17 protein-coding genes, 1 tRNA gene and 1 pseudogene are annotated in these 23,581 nt (G+C 39.8%); 12 read left to right on the top strand and 7 right to left on the bottom strand.

Annotation, left to right across the window (positions count from 1 at the left end; translation table 11 throughout):
* Positions 1 to 110 precede the first annotated feature (110 nt).
* Together BM135_RS00950 and BM135_RS00945 are read right to left on the bottom strand one after the other, a co-directional pair.
* Positions 111 to 1,382, bottom strand: a pseudogene (locus BM135_RS00950) (tyrosine-type recombinase/integrase).
* Positions 1,383 to 1,546: 164 nt separating this feature from the next.
* Positions 1,547 to 1,631: transfer RNA gene (locus tag BM135_RS00945), tRNA-Leu, on the bottom strand.
* Between the two features lie 385 nt (positions 1,632 to 2,016).
* Here BM135_RS00945 and BM135_RS00940 point away from each other — a divergent pair.
* Positions 2,017 to 2,922, top strand: coding sequence for a serine hydrolase (locus BM135_RS00940; RefSeq protein ID WP_092516988.1), 906 nt, complete (start codon positions 2,017 to 2,019; stop codon positions 2,920 to 2,922).
* A 103-nt stretch (positions 2,923 to 3,025) separates the two neighbouring features.
* Here BM135_RS00940 and lptG read toward each other — a convergent pair whose 3' ends face one another.
* Together lptG and lptF are read right to left on the bottom strand one after the other, a co-directional pair.
* The gene (lptG, locus tag BM135_RS00935; protein WP_092516987.1) at positions 3,026 to 4,105 is read right to left on the bottom strand and encodes an LPS export ABC transporter permease LptG; all 1,080 of its coding nucleotides are present in this window, start codon (positions 4,103 to 4,105) and stop codon (positions 3,026 to 3,028) included.
* On the bottom strand, positions 4,105 to 5,205 hold the full coding sequence (lptF, locus tag BM135_RS00930; RefSeq protein ID WP_092516981.1) for an LPS export ABC transporter permease LptF: 1,101 nt from the start codon (positions 5,203 to 5,205) through the stop codon (positions 4,105 to 4,107). Before lptF ends, lptG begins: the two co-directional genes overlap by 1 nt.
* A 280-nt stretch (positions 5,206 to 5,485) precedes the next feature.
* Here lptF and pepA point away from each other — a divergent pair, with 280 nt between their 5' ends.
* The 3 genes from pepA to BM135_RS00915 all read left to right on the top strand — a co-directional run bounded on the left by pepA (position 5,486) and on the right by BM135_RS00915 (position 10,531).
* Positions 5,486 to 6,994, top strand: a complete 1,509-nt coding sequence (gene pepA, locus BM135_RS00925) for a leucyl aminopeptidase (RefSeq protein ID WP_092516975.1) — start codon at positions 5,486 to 5,488, stop codon at positions 6,992 to 6,994.
* 149 nt (positions 6,995 to 7,143) lie between these two features.
* A complete protein-coding gene (locus tag BM135_RS00920; protein WP_092516974.1) occupies positions 7,144 to 7,620 on the top strand; it encodes a DNA polymerase III subunit chi in 477 nt (158 codons plus the stop codon).
* A gap of 13 nt (positions 7,621 to 7,633) precedes the next feature.
* Positions 7,634 to 10,531 carry a valine--tRNA ligase gene (locus BM135_RS00915; RefSeq protein WP_092516973.1) on the top strand — a complete coding sequence of 966 codons (2,898 nt, stop codon included), beginning with the start codon at positions 7,634 to 7,636 and terminating at the stop codon, positions 10,529 to 10,531.
* A 136-nt stretch (positions 10,532 to 10,667) separates the two neighbouring features.
* Here the strand turns inward: BM135_RS00915 and BM135_RS00910 are convergent, their stop codons facing one another.
* Complete coding sequence (locus BM135_RS00910) at positions 10,668 to 11,282, bottom strand: O-methyltransferase (RefSeq protein WP_092516972.1); 615 nt, start codon at positions 11,280 to 11,282, stop codon at positions 10,668 to 10,670.
* 496 nt (positions 11,283 to 11,778) lie between these two features.
* On the opposite strand from BM135_RS00910, the gene argS reads away from it, so the two are divergent.
* The 5 genes from argS (at position 11,779) to BM135_RS00885 (ending at position 19,219) form a co-directional block, all read left to right on the top strand.
* Positions 11,779 to 13,521, top strand: a complete 1,743-nt coding sequence (gene argS, locus BM135_RS00905; RefSeq protein WP_092516971.1) for an arginine--tRNA ligase — start codon at positions 11,779 to 11,781, stop codon at positions 13,519 to 13,521.
* A 477-nt stretch (positions 13,522 to 13,998) separates the two neighbouring features.
* Complete coding sequence (locus tag BM135_RS00900; RefSeq protein ID WP_092516970.1) at positions 13,999 to 15,009, top strand: pyridoxal-phosphate dependent enzyme; 1,011 nt, start codon at positions 13,999 to 14,001, stop codon at positions 15,007 to 15,009.
* 245 nt (positions 15,010 to 15,254) lie between these two features.
* Positions 15,255 to 16,478 carry an aminotransferase class V-fold PLP-dependent enzyme gene (locus tag BM135_RS00895; RefSeq protein WP_092516969.1) on the top strand — a complete coding sequence of 408 codons (1,224 nt, stop codon included), beginning with the start codon at positions 15,255 to 15,257 and terminating at the stop codon, positions 16,476 to 16,478.
* A gap of 29 nt (positions 16,479 to 16,507) precedes the next feature.
* Complete coding sequence (locus BM135_RS00890; RefSeq protein ID WP_092516968.1) at positions 16,508 to 17,962, top strand: FAD/NAD(P)-binding protein; 1,455 nt, start codon at positions 16,508 to 16,510, stop codon at positions 17,960 to 17,962.
* 21 nt (positions 17,963 to 17,983) lie between these two features.
* On the top strand, positions 17,984 to 19,219 hold the full coding sequence (locus BM135_RS00885) for an ATP-grasp domain-containing protein (RefSeq protein ID WP_092516967.1): 1,236 nt from the start codon (positions 17,984 to 17,986) through the stop codon (positions 19,217 to 19,219).
* 142 nt (positions 19,220 to 19,361) lie between these two features.
* Here BM135_RS00885 and BM135_RS00880 read toward each other — a convergent pair whose 3' ends face one another.
* Both BM135_RS00880 and BM135_RS00875 read right to left on the bottom strand, forming a co-directional pair.
* Complete coding sequence (locus BM135_RS00880; RefSeq protein WP_139204062.1) at positions 19,362 to 19,694, bottom strand: hypothetical protein; 333 nt, start codon at positions 19,692 to 19,694, stop codon at positions 19,362 to 19,364.
* Entirely contained in the window at positions 19,691 to 20,371 is a 681-nt protein-coding gene (locus BM135_RS00875; protein ID WP_175485864.1) for an AzlC family ABC transporter permease, read from the bottom strand. The genes BM135_RS00880 and BM135_RS00875 overlap by 4 nt, the downstream gene beginning before the upstream one ends.
* A gap of 657 nt (positions 20,372 to 21,028) precedes the next feature.
* Between BM135_RS00875 and BM135_RS00870 the strand changes: the two genes are divergently transcribed.
* The 3 genes from BM135_RS00870 (at position 21,029) to BM135_RS00860 (ending at position 23,538) form a co-directional block, all read left to right on the top strand.
* Complete coding sequence (locus BM135_RS00870; protein ID WP_092516964.1) at positions 21,029 to 21,802, top strand: amino acid ABC transporter substrate-binding protein; 774 nt, start codon at positions 21,029 to 21,031, stop codon at positions 21,800 to 21,802.
* 274 nt (positions 21,803 to 22,076) lie between these two features.
* The gene (locus BM135_RS00865) at positions 22,077 to 22,796 is read left to right on the top strand and encodes an amino acid ABC transporter permease (protein ID WP_092516963.1); all 720 of its coding nucleotides are present in this window, start codon (positions 22,077 to 22,079) and stop codon (positions 22,794 to 22,796) included.
* Entirely contained in the window at positions 22,774 to 23,538 is a 765-nt protein-coding gene (locus tag BM135_RS00860) for an amino acid ABC transporter ATP-binding protein (RefSeq protein ID WP_092516962.1), read from the top strand. The genes BM135_RS00865 and BM135_RS00860 overlap by 23 nt, the downstream gene beginning before the upstream one ends.
* The last annotated feature ends 43 nt before the right edge of the window (positions 23,539 to 23,581 follow it).

Genomic DNA, 23,581 nt, shown 5'->3' with positions numbered 1-23,581 from the left:
TTAGACGCCTCGATAGTGTTTGCTGCACTTCGGGGCGTTGTTTTTTATGTCATGATTTTATGTATTACGTAACTGGTTATCCTATATATAAAATTTTGTTGGTTGCGCTACTATTTTTTCCTGCCACGAAGCGGTTTGGCAAAATCATAAGGAGTTACAAATTTCTCCTTGTTAGCATCCAGATAATCCGCCCACCATTGCATCATCAGCCGCCGTTCATCCAAATGTTTGGATGTGTGAATATACGCCGCCCGGACATTATTTCTTTCAATATGGCTTAGCTGGCGCTCGATAGCGTCATCACTCCACAGGCCAGAGTCTCCCATTGCACCACGTGCCATTGTGCGGAATCCATGCCCGCAAACTTCTGTTTTGGTGTCATAGCCCATTGTACGTAACGCATTATTGGCGGTGTTTTCACTCATCACTTTCTTTGGATCGTGATCGCCGGGAAACATTACCTCACTCTCTCCGCTCAGGCTGTGCAAGGTTTCGATAAGCGAAATCGCCTGACGGCTCAACGGTACAATGTGCTCAGTTTTCATTTTCATACCACGTTGAGAATGCTTAACGCCATCAATGGGTTTTCGTGTTGCTGGTATATGCCAGACAGCCCTTTCAAGATCGATTTCTTCCCAACGGGCGAATCTCATTTCACTGGAACGAACAAATGTTAATAAAGTCAGTTCTACTGCAATTTTGGTCAGCAAGCGCCCGCGATAACAGGAAAGACGAGCCAAAAATTCAGGCAGGCGTTCATGAGGCAATGCAGGGTGATGTTTGGGTTTTACTATGGTGAGAGTGCCCGCCATATCATTGGCAGGGCTATATTCAAGAATGTCATTTTGAACTGCGTAACGCATAATGGCAGCTACACGCTGTTGTAATCTCTGGGCTATATCATGTTTACCATCAGTATCAACGGCTTGGATTGGTGCCAACAGTTGACTGGTTCGTAAAGCGCGAATATCGAGAGTACCAATATAAGGGAAAATGTATTGTTCAAAACTTCGCATAATCCGGTCTCAATGGTCTTCACTCCACCGTTTATTGCTGGCGTGCCATTCACGGGCGATCCGTTCAAAAGTATATGCCCCCTTTGATTCGGCTTGTGCATCTTTTTTCTCTGCTTTGGGATCAATACCTTGAGCAAGTAATTTTTTAGCTTCGTCCCGTTTAGCACGAGCATCAGCTAATGAAACGACAGGATAGACACCAAAGGCCAGCCGATCTTCTTTTTTATCGGCTGGGCGATGATACTTCATGCGCCAGTATTTAGAACCGCGTGGCGTGATTTCGAGATATAGGCCAGCGCCATCCGCTAATTTATAGGATTTCTCTTTCGGTTTTGCAGTCTCGATTTGTCGGGCGTTTAGTTTCATTTTTGGGGCACATTTAAAATCGAAGTGTAGGTGCCCCAAATTATGCCCCTTGCTGCATGTTGATTGCAACAGACCACAGTAGACGGCAAAATAACTAAGTATCTTGATTTATTGGGTTTTTTTGGGAGTTTGTAGACTTGGGTAGACGTTAGTAAACTAACGAATGGTGCCGAAGGCCGGACTCGAACCGGCACACCCGAAGGCGGTTGATTTTGAATCAACTGCGTCTACCGATTTCGCCACTTCGGCACTGAAGGGTTCGGAGAACGGGAATGATTATACCTGTAAGAAGAACGTTCGCAATACTTATCCTTTCAATTTTGCTCAAGTGCTGAAAAAATAATCATTCATGACTTTTTTTGACCAACACAGCTCAAAACACAATCTTTTTTTACCACCACATCTCAAAATTCCGCTCCCACAATCCTGTCCTACCAATAGACAACCCAGAAACTCCTTATATAATTCCAAACAATACACTGCTATGAGGTAAATTATCATGACTATTATCAGTTGGATTTTCACGGGTATCTTAGTAGGTATCGTTATTGGTGCCATTATCGCGATATTTAAGAAAAACAAATAACGGCTTTACTTTCCCCACTTGAATGCTCCCTGATTGGTTAATCCAAAAATGAAAAAACGGCTATATAAACTGTGTACAGTTTCCGCCCTAGTATGGGTGATGTCAGCTTGTGCGGATTCTAATAATTCACACCAGAGCAAATTTCAGCAATTCAATGCGCAACCGGCAAAGTGGAAAGTTTTCGAGGATAACGACAAGATCAAGAAAATGGCTACCGCGCTGGTCGATCAGTATTCGCAATCCATCTTTGATGAAGGCAATCCTTTGGGAATGGCAATGGTGGTGATCGACAATAATCAGGTTGTGCATCGCAGTTTTGGGGAAACTTATCCAGGGAGCGGCGTTCGGCCACGGCGGGACTCTTTGATTCGTATTGCTTCTATTACCAAATTAATGACCAGTGAGGTCATGATTAAATTGGCACAGAATAAACGCCTTAAGATTACCGATCCGTTACAGAAGTACTCGCATTATGGTGTTCATGTGCCAGACTATGGCGCTGGTCAGCCAATCAGGCTGTATCATTTGGCTAGTCATACTACCATTGCCGCAGCAGGTAGTGGCGGGATTTATTCTACCCCCGCAGATATGCAGCGCTGGATGCAGCAATTTTTATCTTCCCATAATCAATTGAGAAAACAGACTGCCAGCCGTGAACAAGGTATCTACTTTAAACGTGCCGATCTGACGTCAATCAAAGGAATGGATGTTGCAGGTCTGGCGGATGGTATCGGGCTTGGCTGGGTATATATGGAGGTCAAAGGCGATGTTCCCGGCATTTACCAGAAAACTGGTGGCGGTGGCGGATTTAATTCCTATATGGCGATGATACCTGAACGAAATATTGGTGTATTTGTGGTGATGACGCGTAAGGAGCAAAGTAAATTTAGCCGTGTGACAAGTGGGGTTAATGAGTTAGTTGCTGCATTGGCACGCAATCATAATCAAATTTAGTTTCGTTATTATTAAAGTAATGCCAGATACCAATCAGAGTATTACACAGCGAATACTCTGATTGGTTATGATAGAAAAATAAGTGTAGTTAAATATCAGCCTGTTATGTCTTCTTGTTTAACAGTAAGTAAACACTCACCCCAAAGAATAACAAACTTGGCAGCAGCGCTCCCAATATCGGCGGCATGCTATAAACCAGACTGAGTGGGCCGAATATCTCATTTAAGACATAGAAAACAAAGCCCATGCTGATACCCACAACCACCCTGAATCCCATTGGTACGCTGCGCAGTGGCCCGAAAATAAAAGAAAGTGCCATCAGCATCATCACCGCAACCGATAAAGGTGCAAAAACCTTTTTCCACATATTGAGCTGGTAACGTCCTGCATCTTGCTGTCCCTGCTTCAGATATGTGATGTATTGATGCAAATCACGAATAGAAAGCGCCTCAGGATCAAGGGAAACCACTCCCAGCTTTTCAGGTGTCAGCCGGCTTTCCCATTCTGCCGATAAACGCTGTGATCCCGTAATTCTCCCATCCTGCATTAAATCAGACTCTTCAACCTGAGATAATTTCCATTGGTGCTTATCTTTGTCATACACCGCCGAAGCAGCATACCTAACGGACAACAATTTTTTATTTTCATCAACATGATAGATGCTGATGCCATTCAGAGAATTATCCTTGCCCACACTCTTTATATAGACAAAGTCCTGCCCATCTTTCGCCCACAAACCTTTGGTCGTGGACATCAGCGAGCCGCCGAACATTTTTTGGGAACGATAATTACGGGCAAGCTGCTCTCCTTGTGGAGCAACCCATTCACCGATGACCATCGTCAGCAAGACCAGCGGAATCGCCGTTTTCATGACAGAACCCGCCACTTGCAGGCGGGTAAAGCCAGAAGCCTGCATTACCACCAGCTCACTGCGCGTTGCCAGTGCTCCCAAACCCAATAGCGCGCCGAGCAAGGCGGCCATGGGAAAGAAGATCTGAATATCTTTGGGAATACTCAACAGTGTGTAAATGCCGGCAGAAAATGCCGTATATTCCCCCTGCCCGACCTTGCGCAGTTGATCGACAAATTTGATAATGCCGGAAAGGGATACCAGCATGAACAAAGTCATCAGGATGGTTTGCAGGATTGTCCGACCAATATACCTATCCAATACGCCAAACATCATGACGCTCCTTGACTCTTAAAGCGTGAACGCAGTTTGCGCATGGGTACGGTATCCCACAGATTAAGCACCACAGCCAAGGCAAAATACGCGCCGTTAACCAGCCACATCCAGAACATAGGATCAAGTTTGCCTTTCCCCCCGTTGGAACGCAGGGAACTTTGCAGCAGGAAGAAAATCAGGTAAAGCAACATGGCTGGCAGCATACTGAGTACCCGTCCCTGACGCGGATTCACGGCACTCAACGGAACAACCATCAGCGCCATGATCAGCACCGAGACAATCAACGTCAGGCGCCAGTGAAATTCTGAACGGGAATCATTGTCAGTGCCATGCCAAAGCTGCTCAATCGATTTTTGTTCAACTTTGTTGCCATCGATGTCTGCGCTCTGATGCCCAATTACTGCCTGATAATTCTTGAACTCAGTAATGCGGAAATCACGCAACTGCGCCGTACCTTCATAACGCGTCCCCTTGTGGAGTACCGCCACTTGGTTACCGTTCGGGCGCTCTTCCATATGTCCACCATCCGCAAGCACTATGGAAGGACGCTGGTCATTCGTCGGGCGGAGCTGAGCCAGAAAAACATTTTCGAACGTATTGCCCTTCACGTTGCCGATATAAAGCACCATGTTGCCATCACGAGAAGACTTGAATTGCCCTTCCATAATTGCCGCCAGGCTTGGATTGGCTTTTACATCCGCCACTACTTGTTCTTTATATTTGGAAGACCACGGAGTGAGCCAGATAACGTTGGCAGCCGCCAGCGCTGATGTGAGTAGAGCCAGAATAAGAGCTGATTTCACCAATGCACTTTTGCCCAACCCACAGGCATGCATAACGGTGATTTCACTTTCGGTATAGAGTTTGCTGAACGTCATTAATACCCCGAGAAATAAACTCAGGGGCAAAATAAGCTGCGCCATATCTGGCACACCTAAACCTAACAACGATAGAACCAAATTTGCAGGAATATTTCCTTCTACCGCCGCACTCAATACCTCAACTAATTTCTGGCTGAAGAAGATCAGCAATAAGATGAAAAGTATTGCGATTTGGCTTTTCAGGGTTTCCCGTACTAGATATCTAATGATGATCACGCTTATTACGCCTGTGAAAACTTGTCTTTTTGCAGGAAAGTCGCTAACTTCGTCGTATATCTACCATTTGTATGAATCAATTTGGCTTCCCCATAGCTAAAATGATACCAAAGCATCCCATATATTGGTTCCCAATTAGAACATACTTATCGTTAGCTAAGTACCAAAAAATAATATGCTTAGCTTAACATAACAGTTACTTTTCTTTGGGATGAATTAATGCGCAACGCGATATTTTAGCGATTGTATCCGTCTTTGTCTTTAAGATTCAGGAGAACTCATGGAGTTTAGTGTAAAGAGCGGTAGTCCGGAAAAACAGCGTAGTGCCTGTATTATTGTCGGCGTGTTCGAACCCCGCCGCCTTTCCCCTATCGCAGAGCAACTTGACAAAATAAGTAACGGCTATATCAGTGCCTTATTGCGCCGTGGTGAACTTGAAGGCAAGGTAGGTCAAACCTTGTTGCTGCATCATGTTCCTAATGTATTGTCTGAACGTATTTTACTGGTTGGTTGTGGAAAAGAGCGTGAACTGGACGAACGCCAGTATAAGCAAATTATCCAGAAAACGATCAGTACCCTCAATGAAACCGGTTCAATGGAAGCAGTTTGTTTCTTGACAGAACTGCATGTGAAGGGACGCAACAATTATTGGAAAGTACGTCAGGCGGTCGAAACAGCCAAAGAGTCACTGTATGTTTTCGATCAACTCAAGAGCAACAAAAATGAACTGCGCCGTCCACTGCGCAAAATGGTGTTCAATGTACCGACCCGCCGTGAACTGACCAGCGGTGAACGTGCCATTAAGCACGGTCTTGCCATTGCATCAGGCATCAAGGCAACGAAAGATCTGGCCAATATGCCACCCAATATCTGTAATGCCGCGTACTTAGCATCACAGGCGCGCCAGCTTGCTGACAATGCAGCTAATCTGACAACCAAAGTGATTGGTGAAGAGCAGATGAAAGAGTTGGGCATGAACTCTTATCTGGCGGTTGGTCAGGGTTCACAGAATGAATCTTTGATGGCAATCATGGAATATAAAGGCAGCAAAGATGCCAATGCGAAACCTATCGTACTGGTGGGCAAAGGGCTGACTTTTGATTCCGGCGGTATCTCCATCAAGCCATCCGAAGGCATGGATGAGATGAAATATGACATGTGCGGCGCAGCTTCCGTTTATGGCGTCATGCGCGTTGTTGCTGAGTTGGAATTGCCAATCAATATCATCGGTGTTCTGGCAGGCTGTGAAAACATGCCCGGTGGACGAGCTTATCGTCCCGGAGATATTTTGACCACCATGTCCGGTCAGACCGTTGAAGTGACAAACACCGATGCGGAAGGCCGTTTGGTTCTGTGTGATGCGCTGACTTACGTTGAGCGTTTTGAACCGGAATTAGTCATTGATGTGGCAACCCTGACAGGCGCTTGTGTCATCGCACTGGGCGGTCACTACACAGGCCTGATGTCCAACCATAATCCGCTGGCGCATGAACTGCTGAATGCTTCAGAGCAAGCAGGAGATCGCGCATGGCGTCTGCCGTTGGGTGATGAATACACCGAACAGTTAGAATCCAATTTTGCGGATATGGTAAACTCGTGCGGACGTTCTGGTGGCGTAATTACCGCAGGAGCTTTCCTGTCCCGCTTCACCACCAAATATAATTGGGCACATCTGGATATTGCCGGTACAGCATGGCGTTCAGGTAAAGCGAAAGGAGCAACAGGTCGTCCGGTTACGCTCCTGTCACAATTCCTGCTAAATCGTTCAGGTTTGAATTCTGATGATTAATGCCCCAACCTCATATTTTATTCGATAAGCGCGATAAAAATATGGCACAAAGGTATTGAGGGAATAAATGGAATTAAGGGTATTGTAATGAAAGGTATTGCAATACCCTTTTCCGTCACTATTTCCCGTAATCTTGCAACCAAGAAACTATGAAAAACGCCACCTTCTATTTATTGGAAAAGCAGTTATTGGAAAACCAGTTACCGGAACAATCATCGTCAGATAATTTACAGCCACATGAATGGCTGGCATGTCAGCTTGCTGCTGACCAATGGCGTGCAGGGAAGCGGGTTCTGATTGCTTGTGAAAGTCAGCAACAGGCCGAAAAATTGGACGAAGCATTATGGCAACGGGAGCCGAGTCAATTTGTACCACACAATCTTGCCGGAGAAGGCCCTCGTTATGGCGCACCTGTAGAATTGTGCTGGCCACAAAAAAGAGGCAATGCTCCCCGCGATGTGCTGGTGACACTGCTTCCTCATTTTGCAGACTTTGCCACAGCTTTCCATGAAGTGATAGACTTCGTTCCTATTGATGAAAATCTGAAACAGTTAGCGCGCAAACGATATAAATCTTATCGTAGCGTCGGCTTTAATTTGACCATGGCAACCCCGCCAACCTATTAAATATCAAGACACAATGGAAAAGACACCCGCTAATCAAACGCAATCTGAGCCATCTCTCGATAAAACGTACAATCCGACAGAGATAGAGCAACCTCTTTATAGCCACTGGGAACAGAGTGGTTACTTCAAGCCTAATGGCGATACCAGCCGTGAAAGTTTCTGCATCGTCATTCCGCCACCAAACGTCACCGGCAGCCTGCACATGGGGCACGCATTCCAGCAGACGATTATAGATACTATGGTGCGTTACCAACGCATGCAGGGGAAAAATACTCTGTGGCAAGCGGGAACTGACCACGCAGGCATCGCAACCCAAATGGTTGTTGAGCGTAAAATCGCGGCGGAAGAAGGTAAAACCCGTCACGATTATGGCCGTGAAGCCTTTATCGACAAAATTTGGCAATGGAAAGCAGAATCAGGTGGCAATATCTCCAACCAGATGCGCCGTCTGGGTAACTCCGTGGATTGGGAGCGTGAGCGCTTCACCATGGATGAGGGGCTGTCCAAAGCGGTTAAAGAAGCTTTCGTCCGCCTGTATCAAGAAGATCTGATTTACCGTGGCAAGCGTCTGGTTAACTGGGATCCGAAACTGCGCACAGCGATTTCGGATCTGGAAGTCGAAAACCGTGAAGTAAAAGGTTCCATGTGGCATCTGCGCTATCCGCTGGCTGACGGCGCTAAGACCGCAGAAGGCAAAGAATACCTGATTGTTGCCACAACCCGCCCAGAAACCATGCTGGGGGATACCGGCGTTGCGGTTAACCCGGAAGATCCGCGTTACAAGGATCTGATCGGCAAAGAAATCCGTCTACCATTGGTGAACCGCCGTATTCCTATCGTTGGCGATGAACACGCAGATATGGAAAAAGGCACCGGCTGCGTGAAAATCACCCCAGCTCACGATTTCAATGACTATGAAGTCGGTAAACGCCACAACCTGCCGATGATCAACATTCTGACCTTTGACGGCGATATCCGCGAAGCCGCAGAAGTATTCGACACCAATGGCGAAGCTTCTGATGTGTATTCGTCGGATATCCCAGCTGAATATCGCGGTATGGTGCGTTTTGCTGCCCGTAAAGCGATTGTGGCAGAGTTCGAAAAACAGGGTCTGCTGCTTGAAATCAAACCTCATGACCTGACTGTGCCTTACGGCGACCGTGGCGGTGTGGTTATCGAGCCGATGCTGACTGATCAATGGTACGTCCGCACCGCACCACTGGCAAAAGTGGCGATTGAAGCAGTTGAGAACGGTGATATCCAGTTCGTACCAAAACAGTACGAAAACATGTATTACTCCTGGATGCGTGATATTCAGGATTGGTGTATCTCTCGTCAATTGTGGTGGGGCCATCGCATTCCGGCATGGTATGACGCACAGGGCAACGTCTATGTTGGTCGCGATGAAGAAGAAGTTCGCCGTGAAAACAATCTGGGCGCAGATATCACCCTGACCCAAGACGAAGACGTATTGGATACCTGGTTCTCCTCTGGTCTGTGGACATTCTCCACACTCGGCTGGCCTGAGCAAACTGAGGCGCTGAAAACCTTCCATCCAACCAATGTGCTGGTCAGTGGCTTCGACATCATCTTCTTCTGGATTGCCCGCATGATCATGATGACCATGCACTTCATCAAAGATGAAAACGGCAAGCTGCAAATGCCATTCAAGACAGTCTACATGACAGGTCTGATCCGCGATGACGAAGGTCAGAAGATGTCTAAATCCAAAGGGAACGTTATCGATCCGCTGGACATGATCGACGGTATCTCACTGGAATCACTGCTGAAAAAACGTACCGGCAATATGATGCAGCCACAACTGGCTGAGAAAATCCGCAAGCGTACTGAAAAACAGTTCCCGGAAGGCATTGAAGCCCACGGTACTGATGCCCTGCGTTTCACACTGGCAGCGCTGGCTTCTACCGGTCGTGATATCAACTGGGACATGAAGCGTCTGCAAGGTTATCGCAATTTCTGTAACAAACTATGGAACGCCAGCCGTTTCGTGCTGATGAACACTGAAGGGCAGGATTGCGGCCAGAACGGTGGTGAAATGTCGCTGTCACTGGCAGATCGCTGGATTCTGGCAGAATTCAACCAGACAGTTAAAGCCTACCGCGAAGCGCTGGATACTTACCGTTTCGACATCGCTGCGAACATTCTTTACGAATTCACGTGGAACCAATTCTGTGACTGGTATCTAGAACTGTCAAAACCCGCTATTAACAAAGGAACAGAAGCGGAAGTCCGCGCGGCTCGCCATACACTGATTGAAGTGTTGGAAGGTTTGCTGCGTCTGGCACATCCAATCATTCCATTCATTACAGAAACCATCTGGCAACGTGTGAAAGTAGTCAAAGGCATTGATGCCGATACCATCATGCTGCAATCTTTCCCTGAATTTGATCAGACGAAAGTTGATGAACTGGCACTGAACGATCTGGAGTGGATCAAGGAAGCGATCATTGCGGTACGTAATATTCGTGCAGAAATGAATATTGCACCAAGCAAGCCGCTGGAAGTTCTGCTGCGCGATGCCAATAAAGATGCACAACGCCGCGTTGCTGAAAACCTCAACTTCATTCAGGCGATGGGCCGTCTTGCTTCCGTTACCGTATTGGCAGCCGGGGAAGAAGCGCCTGTTTCTGTCACTAAACTGATCAATGGGGCAGAAGTGCTGATCCCAATGGCAGGTCTGATCGATAAAGATGCAGAATTGGTTCGTCTGGATAAAGAAATCGAGAAGCTGGATAAAGAGATCAGCAACATTGAAGTCAAGCTGGCTAACGAAGGTTTTGTCAGCCGTGCACCGGAAGCCGTTGTTGCCAAAGAGCGCGAGCGTCTGGCGACTAACAATGCAGCGAAAGAGAAATTACTGGCGCAGAAAGAAACTATCGCTGCTCTGTAATTTTTCTTAGTTGAAATTTATTCATGTAAAGCCACTGCAAATAAAATTGCAGTGGCTTTTAATCTTATTTCTTATTTCATTTTCACCAATAGATTCAAATAAACTAAAAATGAAAAGAATAGAAATATTGAGGTTATTAATTAGCAAGACATTCTGGAGTCATTAAGATAAGACCTGATGAATAACTTAATCCGGCCTTATTGAAGCCTTTAATATTTTTTAACGCCGTCAAAGCTGACATCGCGAAAGAATAATGATCCTCTGGCCAATCTTCTTGCGGATGCATATCATCAACAATATAAATTCCCCCAGGTTTCAATAAACTCAACGTTTCTTCAAGATAATGATATTTACCAGGCACTGTATCGGCAAAAATCAGATCAATTGCTTGTTTCGGCTGTTTTTTTAAATATTCTAAACCGTCAGCCAGAACGAAATTAACTCTCTCATCATGCCCTAAAGCCTCTTTAGCCACATTTAACAACTTTTCATCTTGCTCAATCGTTGTAAGTGTTGATTCAGGGCACAACCCTTCAATCATCCATGCTGTAGCCGTTCCAGTACCTGTTCCTATTTCTAAAATATTACCTTTAGGCTTAGAAGAAACCAAAAGCTTGATTAACGCACCAGAAGCATGATCTGAAGCCATATCAAATCCAAGCTCTTTGGTTTTTTCTGCAATATATTGATGGGCTTTACCTTTCGGACGGTTAAAACATTCCAGATCAAAATCATATTGTTTTTTATTCATCACTTCAGCCTTTACGATTAAATATCTTCCCCTAATACTCTATGACAATATCAAACTTCATCAAAATCATAAAATTCAGAAAGTAACTCCAGTATATCTCTTTTTGAAACAGAAAAAATGCATGATCAGATTATCATTTATAGATGGTAATAATCATATTAAATCATTACCTTACTGTGACTATCCCATTAATTAAAATAATACTATTTTTTGAATATTAATTTAATTAATCTCACTACGTTATCACATGGTAAAAAACAATGGTAAATCTGTTTATTATAACGACTAAGAAATTAATGTAAGGATAATGAGTAATTATTGTTTTTATACATATCATATTGATATGTAACATAGAGAAACACTCGATGATTATCAAAAAAAAACGATAAGTCACTCCAAAATATAACAAATTATCACTAGCACATCTTTTTTAATGTGATAGCCTACATCTTTATATTAAGACAGGCTCTCCTCGTGTCATCAGAGACTTTTACCTATGAATTTACTCAATTTTTTAGCAAGTAAAGCGCAAGACGCTATTATCTCCTCTGGCTTACCTAAGGATATTAATCCTGCAACCACCAAGAGTACTCGGTCACAATTTGGCGATTATCAACTAAATGGAGCAATGGCTGCCGGAAAAAAACTAAATATAAATCCAAGAGAAATAGCAAACAAAATTGTAGAAAATCTAGATCTGGATGAAATAGCAGAAAAAATTGAAATAGCTGGCCCTGGTTTTATTAACATACACCTCAAACCCGAATATCTGGCCAAAAGATTGGTAGAGTCTTATTCCGATGCAAAATTAGGTATCTCACAATTAAAATATCCAAAAAATGTTGTTGTTGATTACTCATCCCCAAACTTAGCCAAAGAACTCCATGTGGGGCATATACGTTCTACAGTAATCGGTGACGCTATTGCTCGCTGCCTTGAATTTCGTGGTATCAATGTCATTCGGCAAAATCACGTCGGTGACTGGGGAACACAGTTTGGAATGTTACTCGCCTATTTTGATGATTTACTGCTCTCAGGAAACGGCGATACAAAAGTCGCCTTGCAAGATCTGGAAAACTTTTACCGTGATGCAAAGCAGCGCTTCGACAAAGATGAGACATTCGCTAATAAGTCTCGTGATTATGTTGTAAAACTCCAAAACGGCGATAAACATTGCAGTAAACTTTGGCATAATTTTATTCAGATCTCTATTGAGCACACCCAGAATGTGTATAAAAAACTTAATACTACATTGCGACCAGAACATATTAAGGCCGAAAGTGCCTATAACGACATGCTGCCAGGTGTTATTACACGGTTAAAAGAACTCAATATCGCAGTTGAAGAGCAAGGGGCTCAAGTCGTTTTCATTGATGAATTAGCAAATAAAACAGGAGAGCCTTCAATTTTCATAGTGCAGAAATCCAATGGCGGTTATTTATATTCAACCACAGATCTTGCAGCATGCGACTACCGCTCCCATGAATTAAAAGCTGATAGAATAATGATCTTTGTGGACTCACGCCAAAAACTACATTTTGAACAAGTAGAAATCACCGCACGCAAAGCCGGTTTGTTAGCCAAAAACGTCGCATTAGATATTTGCACATTCGGCAATATTTTGGATGAAAATGGTAAACCATTCAAAACACGTTCCGGCGAAACAATTAAACTCAGTGAATTACTCAATGAAGCGGTAGAAAGAGCCAAAATCAAGCTACTTGCCCGGGGCAATAATTGGCCTGAGGACGAAATGGATAACATCGCAGAAAAAATTGGTATCGGTGCAGTGAAATATGCAGAGCTTTCCAAAAACCGAATTAATGACTACATATTTAGCTGGGATGATATGCTTAGTTTTGAGGGTTCAACTGCACCTTACTTACAGTACGCATATAGTCGAATTCAAAGTATTTTACGTAAAGCAAGTAGTAAAAATGATCTGCAATCAATAAACTTTATTTTGCAAGAGGAAAAAGAAAGAGCGATTGCAATCAAATTACTCCAATTTGAAGAAGTTCTGGATACTCTTATACAAGATGCAACACCACATATTTTATGTAACTATTTATATGAGCTTTCATGCCTGTATATGAGATTTTATGAAGAATGCCCAATATTAAAAAATGATGTAGCAGAAGAAATAAAAACAAGCCGATTGCTTCTCTCTAATCTGACAGGAAAAACTCTCGCAAAAGGCCTTAACCTTCTTGGTATTGAAGTAATGGATAGAATGTAAACAAGTGTTTCTCCTAAATAGGCGTGATATTAAATAAAGTTTTTTCATCATTAACACCAATTGGAAAATTCTTATGGAAATCACGCTTCAGCTCCTAATATCTTTTCCGCTACACTGTTATTAAAAATCTATTGATATAATATCAGAAATTACCAATCTCCTTCTAGATTACATCTTCCATCATAATAATTATATGATTAAATACTTAAACCATATTATTTCGATATATATCTTCCCATAAAGATTATTTATTAGTCCATCGTCATAATTTATACTAAAAATAACTTTATTATCACTTTTATTTAATATCAAAGTATTATAAGATAAGACAAAAAGAAATAAGGAGTATTCGTATATTAATAATTTCACTTACAAAAAATATTCCATAAAAATTCTCATACAGACATGTAATAACACTACACACTCAAACTTATTAATTAAATAAAATATTAAAAGTGGATTAAAAAAGGATAGAAGATGCTTATAAAATTAGAGGATTTCTCATCTAAACATGTACTTGAAAAATATCCAGCTCTTAATGAATATAAAGAAAATTTGGTTAACACCCCTTTAATTGAGATTCCTTCTAAATATGGAAAAGGATCTAAAATATATGCAAAAATGGAAAATGAAAACCATTACGGTACAGTAAAATCACGTACAGTTTACGCTATAATGTACTCTACGCTTGCAAATTTGGCAAAAAATAACATCCAGTCATTGCATATACTCGAATATAGTGGAGGTACATTAAGTGTATGTTTAGCCCATTTGTGCCACGACCTAAATATAGAACTAACATTAGTATTATCCGATAACACTTCCCCCTCTTATTTAGATAAGATTAAATCACTTGATGCCAATATTATATTGGTTCCAGCCGAAGATGGATTTTATAAGGTAATAGAGAGAGCTAAAGAGCTTTCCAAAGAGAGTAAATATACATTTTTGTATCAACATAATCATGATTCAAATATCAATTATCATTCGTTAACAACTGGTAAAGAAATTATTCAGTCGCTAATAGATCTGGATATTACATCTAAAAGCCTGGCCTGGTGTGCCTCTATTGGTACTGGTGGTACATTTTCTGGTGTTGCTAAAGTACTTAAAGAACAATGGAGTGATACTCAATGCTATACAGTGATTCCATCTGAAATGCCCTATGGCACAATGAGTCCACCAAATGGCTTACCTAAATATTTAGGCTCAGGGGGTCTTGGTTATGGCCTTAAACAGAGATTTATTGAATCATATGAAAATATCATAAATGGGCATTTTCATTACTCCTATCCAGAATCTCTTGTAGCAGTAAAAGAAATTTATGATATGACAGGATTGAAAGTAGGCTCTTCTTCTGCGGCTAACTGGCTGGCAGCTTCAGCACTTTCATCATCTATGAATGATAATCATATTGTAGTGACAATATTTCCTTCTTGTACGAATAACACCGAATGGGAAAAAGTAATGAAGCTAAATATAACTTGAATAAAATATGAATAGAGTAATATACCCAATATATTTTACATTATTACTCGTCAACAGAGGAAATAACTCATAGTCACATATTTAGGAGATTTATTTCCTTGCTATTGCTCTGCAAACCAAAACCTATTGGAGATATATTTCAATAATTTTAACTATATCTAAAAAATTCTATTTTAATCAAGAATGGATATATTATTAATAATTTCCGTATCAAAAAACAACTAGAATTATAAGGGTAAATAAAAATGCTGATAGATCAAATAACTATTGATGCTTTTCGACAAGACTTTACTCTAGATAAAGATTGGATACATTTAGGATTAGGTATATTGGCTCCCCACTCTAAGACTCTCAATTCAATAATTGATGCCCACAGAACATTTTTGGATAAGAACCCTGATGATGCAAGACGTCATCGGCATAAATACAATGATAAAACATTAAAATTAGCAGCTCAATATCTCGGTACGCATAAAAATAACCTTATACTTACAGAAAGTACAACACTTAGTCTCTCTCTGATTTACTTAGGTTTTAAATATAACCAATCAGATGAAATTCTCTTGAGTGAACATGAGCATTACTCTGTTGATGCACTAACATTACATGCCAGAGAACTCTTTGGTGTTAAGGTAAAAAAATTCAATCTATTTGAAGATCTTCAAAATATTACAGAAGAAGCTATTATTGAACGGTATATCAAAAATATCACAGAAAACACAAGATTAATCTCTGTCACATGGGTGAATTCTTGTTTCGGAGTTAAATTACCAGTACAGAAGTTAACTTCATGCATACGTGATATTAATGCCAAACGCCCAGAATCAAAAAGAATATTCACTATCCTTGATGCTGTTCATGGTATTGGCATTGAAAATATACCCTCTGCTGAGCATCTTGGTGTTGATTATATTGCATCAGGTTGTCATAAATGGTTATTTGGTCCAAGAGGAACTGGTTTTCTATGGGCTTCTGAAATAGGATGGAAAAATATACAACCCTTAATTCCCTCGTTTGAAGCAGAATGCTGGAATGCTTTTATGGGAGAAAAGTTCGTTGAAGAATACAAAAAATCCATTAGCAAACCAACGATATGCAGTCCCGGAGGATTCCGAAGTTTTGAATACCAATGGGCATTATCTTATGCTTTTGAAAATATGATAGCATTAGGAAAAAATAACGTTGAAAAACATATACATAGTCTATGTTCCTTAGCCAAAGATATTTTATCTGAGTCAAATAGAATCACTCTCTATACACCTAATAATGAAGAGTTATCCTCTGGTCTCATCTGCTTTAATATAAAAGATCTACCTGCTTTTGAATTTTCTGAGATTATGAAAAATAAAAAAATCATGGCTGGCTATACTCCCTATAAAGAAAGTAGCTGCCGAATCACACCGGGTTTACTTAATAATTCCAGAGAAGTTGAAAAAGCATGCAAAACAATATTAGAAATAGCTCAATAACTTTAAATTAATTCAGAGATTATAAGATAATGAAATTTGATATCGCTTTTATCGGGGCGGGAGCCACTACAGTCACTTACTTAGATTCTTTAGTAAAGTCATTGACTAATAAAAATAAAAAAGCATCAATTGTTATATTTGATGAAAAAATGAATTTTGGCTGTGGCAATGTATATAATAATGATTATCCGTGGTTGTTAATGAATACCCCGGTAGAAGATCTATCTGCTGTCTATGGCATCAATGATGATTATATCTCATGGCATAAATCGGTTAATCATGGAAATATTGAAAGATATGTATCACGAAATAATTTCGGTAATTACTTAAAGAGTAAAATAAAAGAAATAATCTATGACAACAATTCTCTTTATCATATAAAACCTATTTTTTCAAAAGCTAACAGGTTAGAAGAAATAGAGAATGGATATATTATTCATGCCGTCAATGGAGTACAAATTGAAACAAGAAAAGTTATTTTGGCTTCAGGCCGATCCCCGGATAACTATGAAGATCACTATCACATAGGACATAGTAAAAAATTTATATTAAATCCACTCCCATTAATAACCAGTATGGAAAAAATAGAGCCTGAAAAAAACATATTGATATTAGGTGCAGGTCTAACCTCTATCGATTGTGCAATCACAATAAATAAAATAAAAAATGCTAAAAAATTGACTATATCCTCCAGAACAGCAGCACTACCTGAAGTAAAAGGGAACAAATTAAAATCTAACAAGCCTATTTTTTTCACCCATGAAAAATTGATGAATGAAAAATCTAAAATAGGGTTGAGAGATATTCTAAGGCTTTTAAGGAAAGAGCTAAAAATTTATGATATTAAATGGCGAGACTATTATTTTTCCAAACTGAACATTAATGAAAGAATATCATATTTTAAACAACAAATTGAATTAGCAGAAAATTCACCAACAAATTTCAATATCATATTAGGAATAATCCCTGAATTAGCAAGAACGTTACCCTATGTTAAGAAGGATGATATCGAGTTACTTATGTCAGAATACTATCATTATATACAACAAAAACATGGAGCCATTCCCTTAATAAATGCAAGAAAAATATTAAATATGATAGAAGAAGAGAAACTAAAATTAAAAAAAGGCATAATTAGTATAAAATCATTAGATGATAAATTCGAAGTCAATTTTTCAGATGGCAGCATAGAAACATTCGATTATATCATTAATGCAACAGGACCTAACAGAAAAATATGTAATGGAAAAACAGGAGTTTTAATTGATCAGCTTTGTGAATCAGGATCGCTACAGGAAATAAAAACAGGAGGGATTAAAGTAAAATATCCAGAAGGAAACGTTAAGAATGGAGATAAAAGTTATAAGAAAAATTTAATTGCAGTAGGCCATAATGCAGAAGGGACTCATATATTCACAAATAATTATCAGTGGATAGTAGAAACATGTTATTTATCTGCTAATGAACTCACTAATTCATTATAAAATAAACTTAAAGGCACTCTTATGAAAATAGGCATTGTGGATGCATTTTCTACTGGAAAAAATTTAGCATTAGAATTCATCAGCAAAGGAGTTGAATGTTATCATATAAGAACGACAAGCACTCCCTATACAGATGATGTACGATTCAAAAAAACAATTTTTATTGATGAAAATATAAATGATACTATAGACATATTAAAATATAAAAACCTAAATTATATTATTGCGGGTTCAGAGATGGGAGTAGAATCCACTGATTATATCGCTAATAATCTTGGAATAAAACATAGTAATAATTATAAAACGACTTATCTCAGAAGGAATAAATATGAAATGCATAAAAAACTTAAAGAATCTAACTTGAGACATATTAATCAATTTAAAAGTTCATCAGAGATTGAAATTATAAAATGGGTCAATAAACAACAAAAATTTCCTATAGTAATCAAACCAATCGATGGAGCTGCAAGTGAAGGTGTTACTATTTGTGATGACATTAAATCCGTAAAAATGGCTATAAAAAAAATACTAGGTAAGAAAAATATCTTAGGAAAAATAAATAAAGAAATACTTGCTCAGGAATTTATTGATGGCACACAATATTTTATAAACACATTAACATGGGAAGGGAAAACTTTCATCAGTGATATTTGGGAACAAGTCAGAACCAGAGAAAAAAATAGTGCTTATATATTTGAAGGAATGCATCTATGTGACGGAAACATTGCAGAAAAATCAGGAATAAAAAAATATATATATGATGTTTTAAATGAATTTGGATTATATTATGGTGCAGCACATAATGAAATAATCATGACTCAAGAAGGACCGGTATTAATTGAGTCAAATGCCAGATTAATGGGAGCATCCATCAGTAATGAAGCATTTCATGAGGCATTAGGATATACACAAGCAAGTCTATGTGTATTTATGTATCTAGAACCAAAAAAATTCAAACAAGAATATATAGATAAAAATTATCAAAAAAATGCAAATCTGTCAGAAGTTTCATTTGTTTTCAAAAAAGATGGAATCATTAAAAGTATGCCAACAAAAAACACATTGATAAATTTAACATCCTTTCATTCTTTTAATCAATTACCTGAGATGAACAAAAAAGTATATAAAACAAAAGATACTATTGGTGAGCCAGGCTTCTTATATTTATTACATAAAGATAAAACGATTGTAGAAAAAGATTTTGATTATATATTGCAATTGCAACAAGAAGATAAAATTTTCGAAATTGTATCTTAATAAATTTCCAGTGATAGCTAAGAGACAGACCCCAGTAGCATAGCCAATTATGCAACTGGGGATGAATCAGACTAACAGAAAAATTTACTCTTATCCTACTTATTAATACATTATTTTCCTGTTCAATCGATAATACTCAGAGTTAACCTAATAGCCATTGTGCTAAAATAAAAAACGCCAACGAAATCACTAAACTTTTCAATATTGAATGGGTATATTTACTAATGAAATAAGCCAAAAAAACCGTCAATAATGCAAGCGAACATTTAATATTAAACTGTCCGATTAATTCGCTAATAGATAAATTATTTAATGATATATTGATAATAATAGTACCCAGAATAAAACAGATGGCATAATCCAGTGAAGTAATCATCAAGCTCTTTCCTTTGAATAATCGATTGTTATTCATAAAGAAAGGTGCTGTTCTTAATATAAAACTTATCACTCCCATTAATACTATCAGCAGCATCATGATGTTTTATCCCGTCTCATTTTCCGCTCCCATAACGCGATTCCTATTCCACATAAAATAGGGATGACCAGATCCATGACTTTCATATCCACTTCATTCAATAACGGTGCACACAATCCGCCCATAACTGTTGCCAATACGGACATATCTTTACCGGAACGCTTGGCTGTCAGAGATGCGAAATGAATAGGAACCAACATCACTAAAAACAGTGAAACGGATTTATAATTCAGGTGTTCTGCTGAGATATATCCCAACAAAGTTGCACAAAATGTAATCATAAAGCAGGGGACGGCAACCCCTAGATAAAAATGAAATTGGGATTTTCCATCCATAATATTTTCCGCAGAGAGATGTGAATGCGTCACCGTATAAGTACTGGCACTGAACCCTAACATCGACAGCAGGATTTTTCGCTTTGGGATACCATGAAAATACTGTAACATTACCATTGCCATCAGGAAAAAGCGGAAATTAATCAACAATGTCAAGATGATAACAGAGAATACCGCGCCATCCGCCAGATAACCTACCGCAGCCACCTGCAACGGTGCAGCGTATATCAACAATGATCCGACCAATGTTTCAATTAATGGAACACCATAGCTTTGATAAAGCGCACCAATCGAAGCAAAAATAAGAAAAAAGGAGACACAGACAGGCAAAGAATCAACCATGCCTTTTCTAAAGAACGGATTCAACACTTGGCACCTATATTTAAAATTGTAGAGTAATCGACTAACATCATAATAACGATATATCCAACCAGTTATCTGATTGAAAAAAGACATAATAAACCTATTAGTATAATCGTATTTTTATTAAAATCCGTGATATTCTTCAATATAAGAACAATTTATCAATGATTGATAAAAATAAATTAATCTAATAGTAGTAAACATTCAAACTAGTAGCCTAATAAAAATTATAACCTCATCACCAGCCACAATAAAATCATATAGAAACACATTAAAATAATAATAAAAACACAAATCAATTATTAATCATTGAAAGAAATCAACCACTATAATTGGCTTATTTAATAAACGCCATTTAATTAAATCATTGCGCTATTTTATAGTGGAACATTTATAAAAAGCATGATAAAAATCTCACTATACCTTACACAACAAAAACATGGAAATTCAAAACATTTCTTATTGACCTGAATACAGGTTATCTAAATAACTAATTAATTTAAATAAATTTAATATGTACTTCTATTAATGGAAGTACATAAATGAATAGAATATAACTTTATTTTATATACGAAGGTTTTGTAACCACCGTTATGATAGTAAACATAACTTTTAATTTTAGCCTTCAGAGATATAATGAAAACCATCATAAGTATACTACTGGTAAGCATTTTCCAACTAAATATCTCTTATCTTGCTTATGCACAATCCACCCTTGATAATATTCAATCCACGGGAACATTCAGAATTGGGACAGAGGGTGCTTATGCGCCATTCAGCTATCATGACACCTCTGGGAAATTGACTGGGTTTGATGTAGAAATCGGTCGTGAAATTGCATTACGCATGAAAGTAAAACCTGAATTTATTGAAGGCAAATGGGATGGATTGATTGGCAGCCTTGATGCCGAGCGTTCTGATGCAGTGATGAACCAAATCGCCATAACACCAGAGCGCGAAAAAAAATACAGCTTCTCCCTGCCTTATGTGGTTTCAGAAGCGGTATTGATTACCCGAAAAGACAACAACGACATTAAGACGTTTAGCGACTTAAAAGGAAAAAAATCAGCACATACCCTGACTAATAACTTTGCCCAGATTGCTCGCAACTATGGTGCGATAATCATCGGCACTAATGGCTTCAGTCAGGAAATAGAACTGGTAAGCACAGGTCGGGCAGATGCAACAATCAACGATAAACTTTCTTATCTCGATTACAAAAAACATCGCCCTGATGCGCCGGTAAAAATTGTTGCTGCGGATACTCAGGCTGCAAAAACTGCTGTACTGCTGCGTAAAAACGATACTGAATTAAAAACTACAATAGATAAAGCCATTATTGAGATAAAAGCGGATGGTACTTATCAACAAGTTTGGGATAAATATTTTTCTAAGGGAACAGTTGAATAATCAAAATAAAGGTTATGTATTCAATGTGTGTATTGCTAGATCAACAGATTGAATACTTGACCATTTATTTTAAATATGAATCCAAAAACACAATGACATCATTGTTTATGATACCTCTATTCCTTGCCTCATTTGCCGATATAGCTAATCAATCCTAACGTTCTAAGCTATAACTTTATTGTATATAGCGTTCACCTTTTCTTGCCATATCATCATTAAAACAAGCCTATAAAAAATAAACGTATTTTTAATATCTATCTATTAGGATGAATCTATGACCCCAGATTGGCTCAGTTTAGCGCTGGATTCCCTTTGGCCGATGCTTTACGCAGGGCTCACATTTACTATTCCCCTCACGCTGATTACTTTCGTACTTGGAATTTCATTGGGGTTTATTGTTGCTTTAATCAGGCTGTATGGGCCTAAGCCACTGGTTGCGGTGGTTCGGTTTTATGTTTGGTTGATCCGCGGTACGCCGCTGTTGGTGCAACTCTTTCTGATTTTCTACGCCCTGCCCAGCGCAGGTATTACATTGGAAGCCTTCACTGCTGCCGTTATCGGCTTTACCCTGAATGTTGGTGCCTATACTTCAGAAGTCATCCGCGCCGCACTGACTTCAGTTCCTAAGGGGCAATGGGAAGCCTCTCACTCTATTGGCATGAGTTGGTGGCAGTCAATGCACCGGATCGTGCTGCCACAGGCGGCAAGGGTTTCAATCCCTCCCCTGTCCAATACTTTTATTTCGCTGGTAAAAGATACCTCTCTGGCTTCCGTCATTACTGTGCCAGAAATGTTTCTGGCTGCACAGCGCATCGCCGCCGTTACCTATCAACCACTCATCTTGTATACCGAAGCAGCCATTCTCTATCTCCTCTTGAGCTCGGTGTTGTCAGCTCTGCAAGTCCGGTTGGAAAAGAAATTCTCTCAGCAAAACGGCAGTAACCAACAAAACAGCAATAAGGAAGGCAAAGATGATTCAGCTCACCAACATTGAAAAAAGTTTCGACGGGCAAAAGGTGCTGAAAAATATTAGCCTGACCATTAAAGAAGGCAGCCTGACGGCACTTATCGGCCCTTCCGGTAGCGGGAAAAGTACCTTGCTGCGTTGTATTAATCTGTTGGAAATACCACAGGCTGGCAAACTGAAAATTGGCAAGGAGCAGATTAAGTTTAACGGTAAAGAACGGCTGCCACATCGGGAAATTCAGCGCTTTAGCCTACAAACCGGTATGGTATTCCAGAACTTCCAGCTTTTCCCGCATCTGACGGTGATTGAAAACATTATGGAAGGGCTGATTTGGGTACAGAAATGGCCACGCGAACGCGCCAGAGAACGGGCACTGGCGTTGCTGGAAAAAGTCGGTCTGTCGCACAAGGCAGATGTTTGGCCAAACACACTATCGGGAGGCCAGCAACAGCGTGTAGCAATCGCCAGAGCAATGGCTCCTTCGCCAAAAGTACTGCTGTGTGATGAACCAACGTCAGCACTCGATCCTGAATTATCTAAAGAAGTTGTTTCCGTTTTGAAGCAACTGGCGGGAGAAGGCACTACCATGTTAATGGCAACGCACGATTTACGTTTGGCGGCTAATCTTGCCCATGATGTCGTGTTTCTGGAAGCCGGCAATATTATTGAATCAGGCTCGGCAAAAACCATCTTCACCCGTCCAAGTAAAGTGCGTACTGTCGAATTTATCTCAACCCTGACAGAAACTTTACCTGATTGGGAAATTTAGCAAGCAATCACGTTTAATATCAGCAACATCATTTATTCGGAGA

This window comes from Xenorhabdus japonica (assembly GCF_900115195.1).
GTDB lineage: Bacteria > Pseudomonadota > Gammaproteobacteria > Enterobacterales > Enterobacteriaceae > Xenorhabdus > Xenorhabdus japonica.
Note: the sequence above shows the minus strand (reverse complement) of the source record. Positions and strands in the feature narration are given on the sequence as shown.

Bases quoted from the DNA above. Each gene is read 5' to 3' on its own strand.
- BM135_RS00940 (WP_092516988.1), top strand. From the start codon at position 2,017: ATGAAAAAACGGCTATATAAACTGTGTACAGTTTCCGCCCTAGTATGG.
- BM135_RS00915 (WP_092516973.1), top strand. From the start codon at position 7,634: ATGGAAAAGACACCCGCTAATCAAACGCAATCTGAGCCATCTCTCGAT.
- pepA (WP_092516975.1), top strand. From the start codon at position 5,486: ATGGAGTTTAGTGTAAAGAGCGGTAGTCCGGAAAAACAGCGTAGTGCC.
- BM135_RS00860 (WP_092516962.1), top strand. From the start codon at position 22,774: ATGATTCAGCTCACCAACATTGAAAAAAGTTTCGACGGGCAAAAGGTG.
- BM135_RS00900 (WP_092516970.1), top strand. From the start codon at position 13,999: ATGCTTATAAAATTAGAGGATTTCTCATCTAAACATGTACTTGAAAAA.
- BM135_RS00890 (WP_092516968.1), top strand. From the start codon at position 16,508: ATGAAATTTGATATCGCTTTTATCGGGGCGGGAGCCACTACAGTCACT.
- BM135_RS00920 (WP_092516974.1), top strand. From the start codon at position 7,144: ATGAAAAACGCCACCTTCTATTTATTGGAAAAGCAGTTATTGGAAAAC.
- BM135_RS00880 (WP_139204062.1), bottom strand. From the start codon at position 19,694: ATGATGCTGCTGATAGTATTAATGGGAGTGATAAGTTTTATATTAAGA.
- BM135_RS00865 (WP_092516963.1), top strand. From the start codon at position 22,077: ATGACCCCAGATTGGCTCAGTTTAGCGCTGGATTCCCTTTGGCCGATG.
- BM135_RS00895 (WP_092516969.1), top strand. From the start codon at position 15,255: ATGCTGATAGATCAAATAACTATTGATGCTTTTCGACAAGACTTTACT.
- BM135_RS00870 (WP_092516964.1), top strand. From the start codon at position 21,029: ATGAAAACCATCATAAGTATACTACTGGTAAGCATTTTCCAACTAAAT.
- BM135_RS00910 (WP_092516972.1), bottom strand. From the start codon at position 11,282: ATGAATAAAAAACAATATGATTTTGATCTGGAATGTTTTAACCGTCCG.
- BM135_RS00885 (WP_092516967.1), top strand. From the start codon at position 17,984: ATGAAAATAGGCATTGTGGATGCATTTTCTACTGGAAAAAATTTAGCA.
- argS (WP_092516971.1), top strand. From the start codon at position 11,779: ATGAATTTACTCAATTTTTTAGCAAGTAAAGCGCAAGACGCTATTATC.
- lptG (WP_092516987.1), bottom strand. From the start codon at position 4,105: ATGTTTGGCGTATTGGATAGGTATATTGGTCGGACAATCCTGCAAACC.
- BM135_RS00875 (WP_175485864.1), bottom strand. From the start codon at position 20,371: ATGGTTGATTCTTTGCCTGTCTGTGTCTCCTTTTTTCTTATTTTTGCT.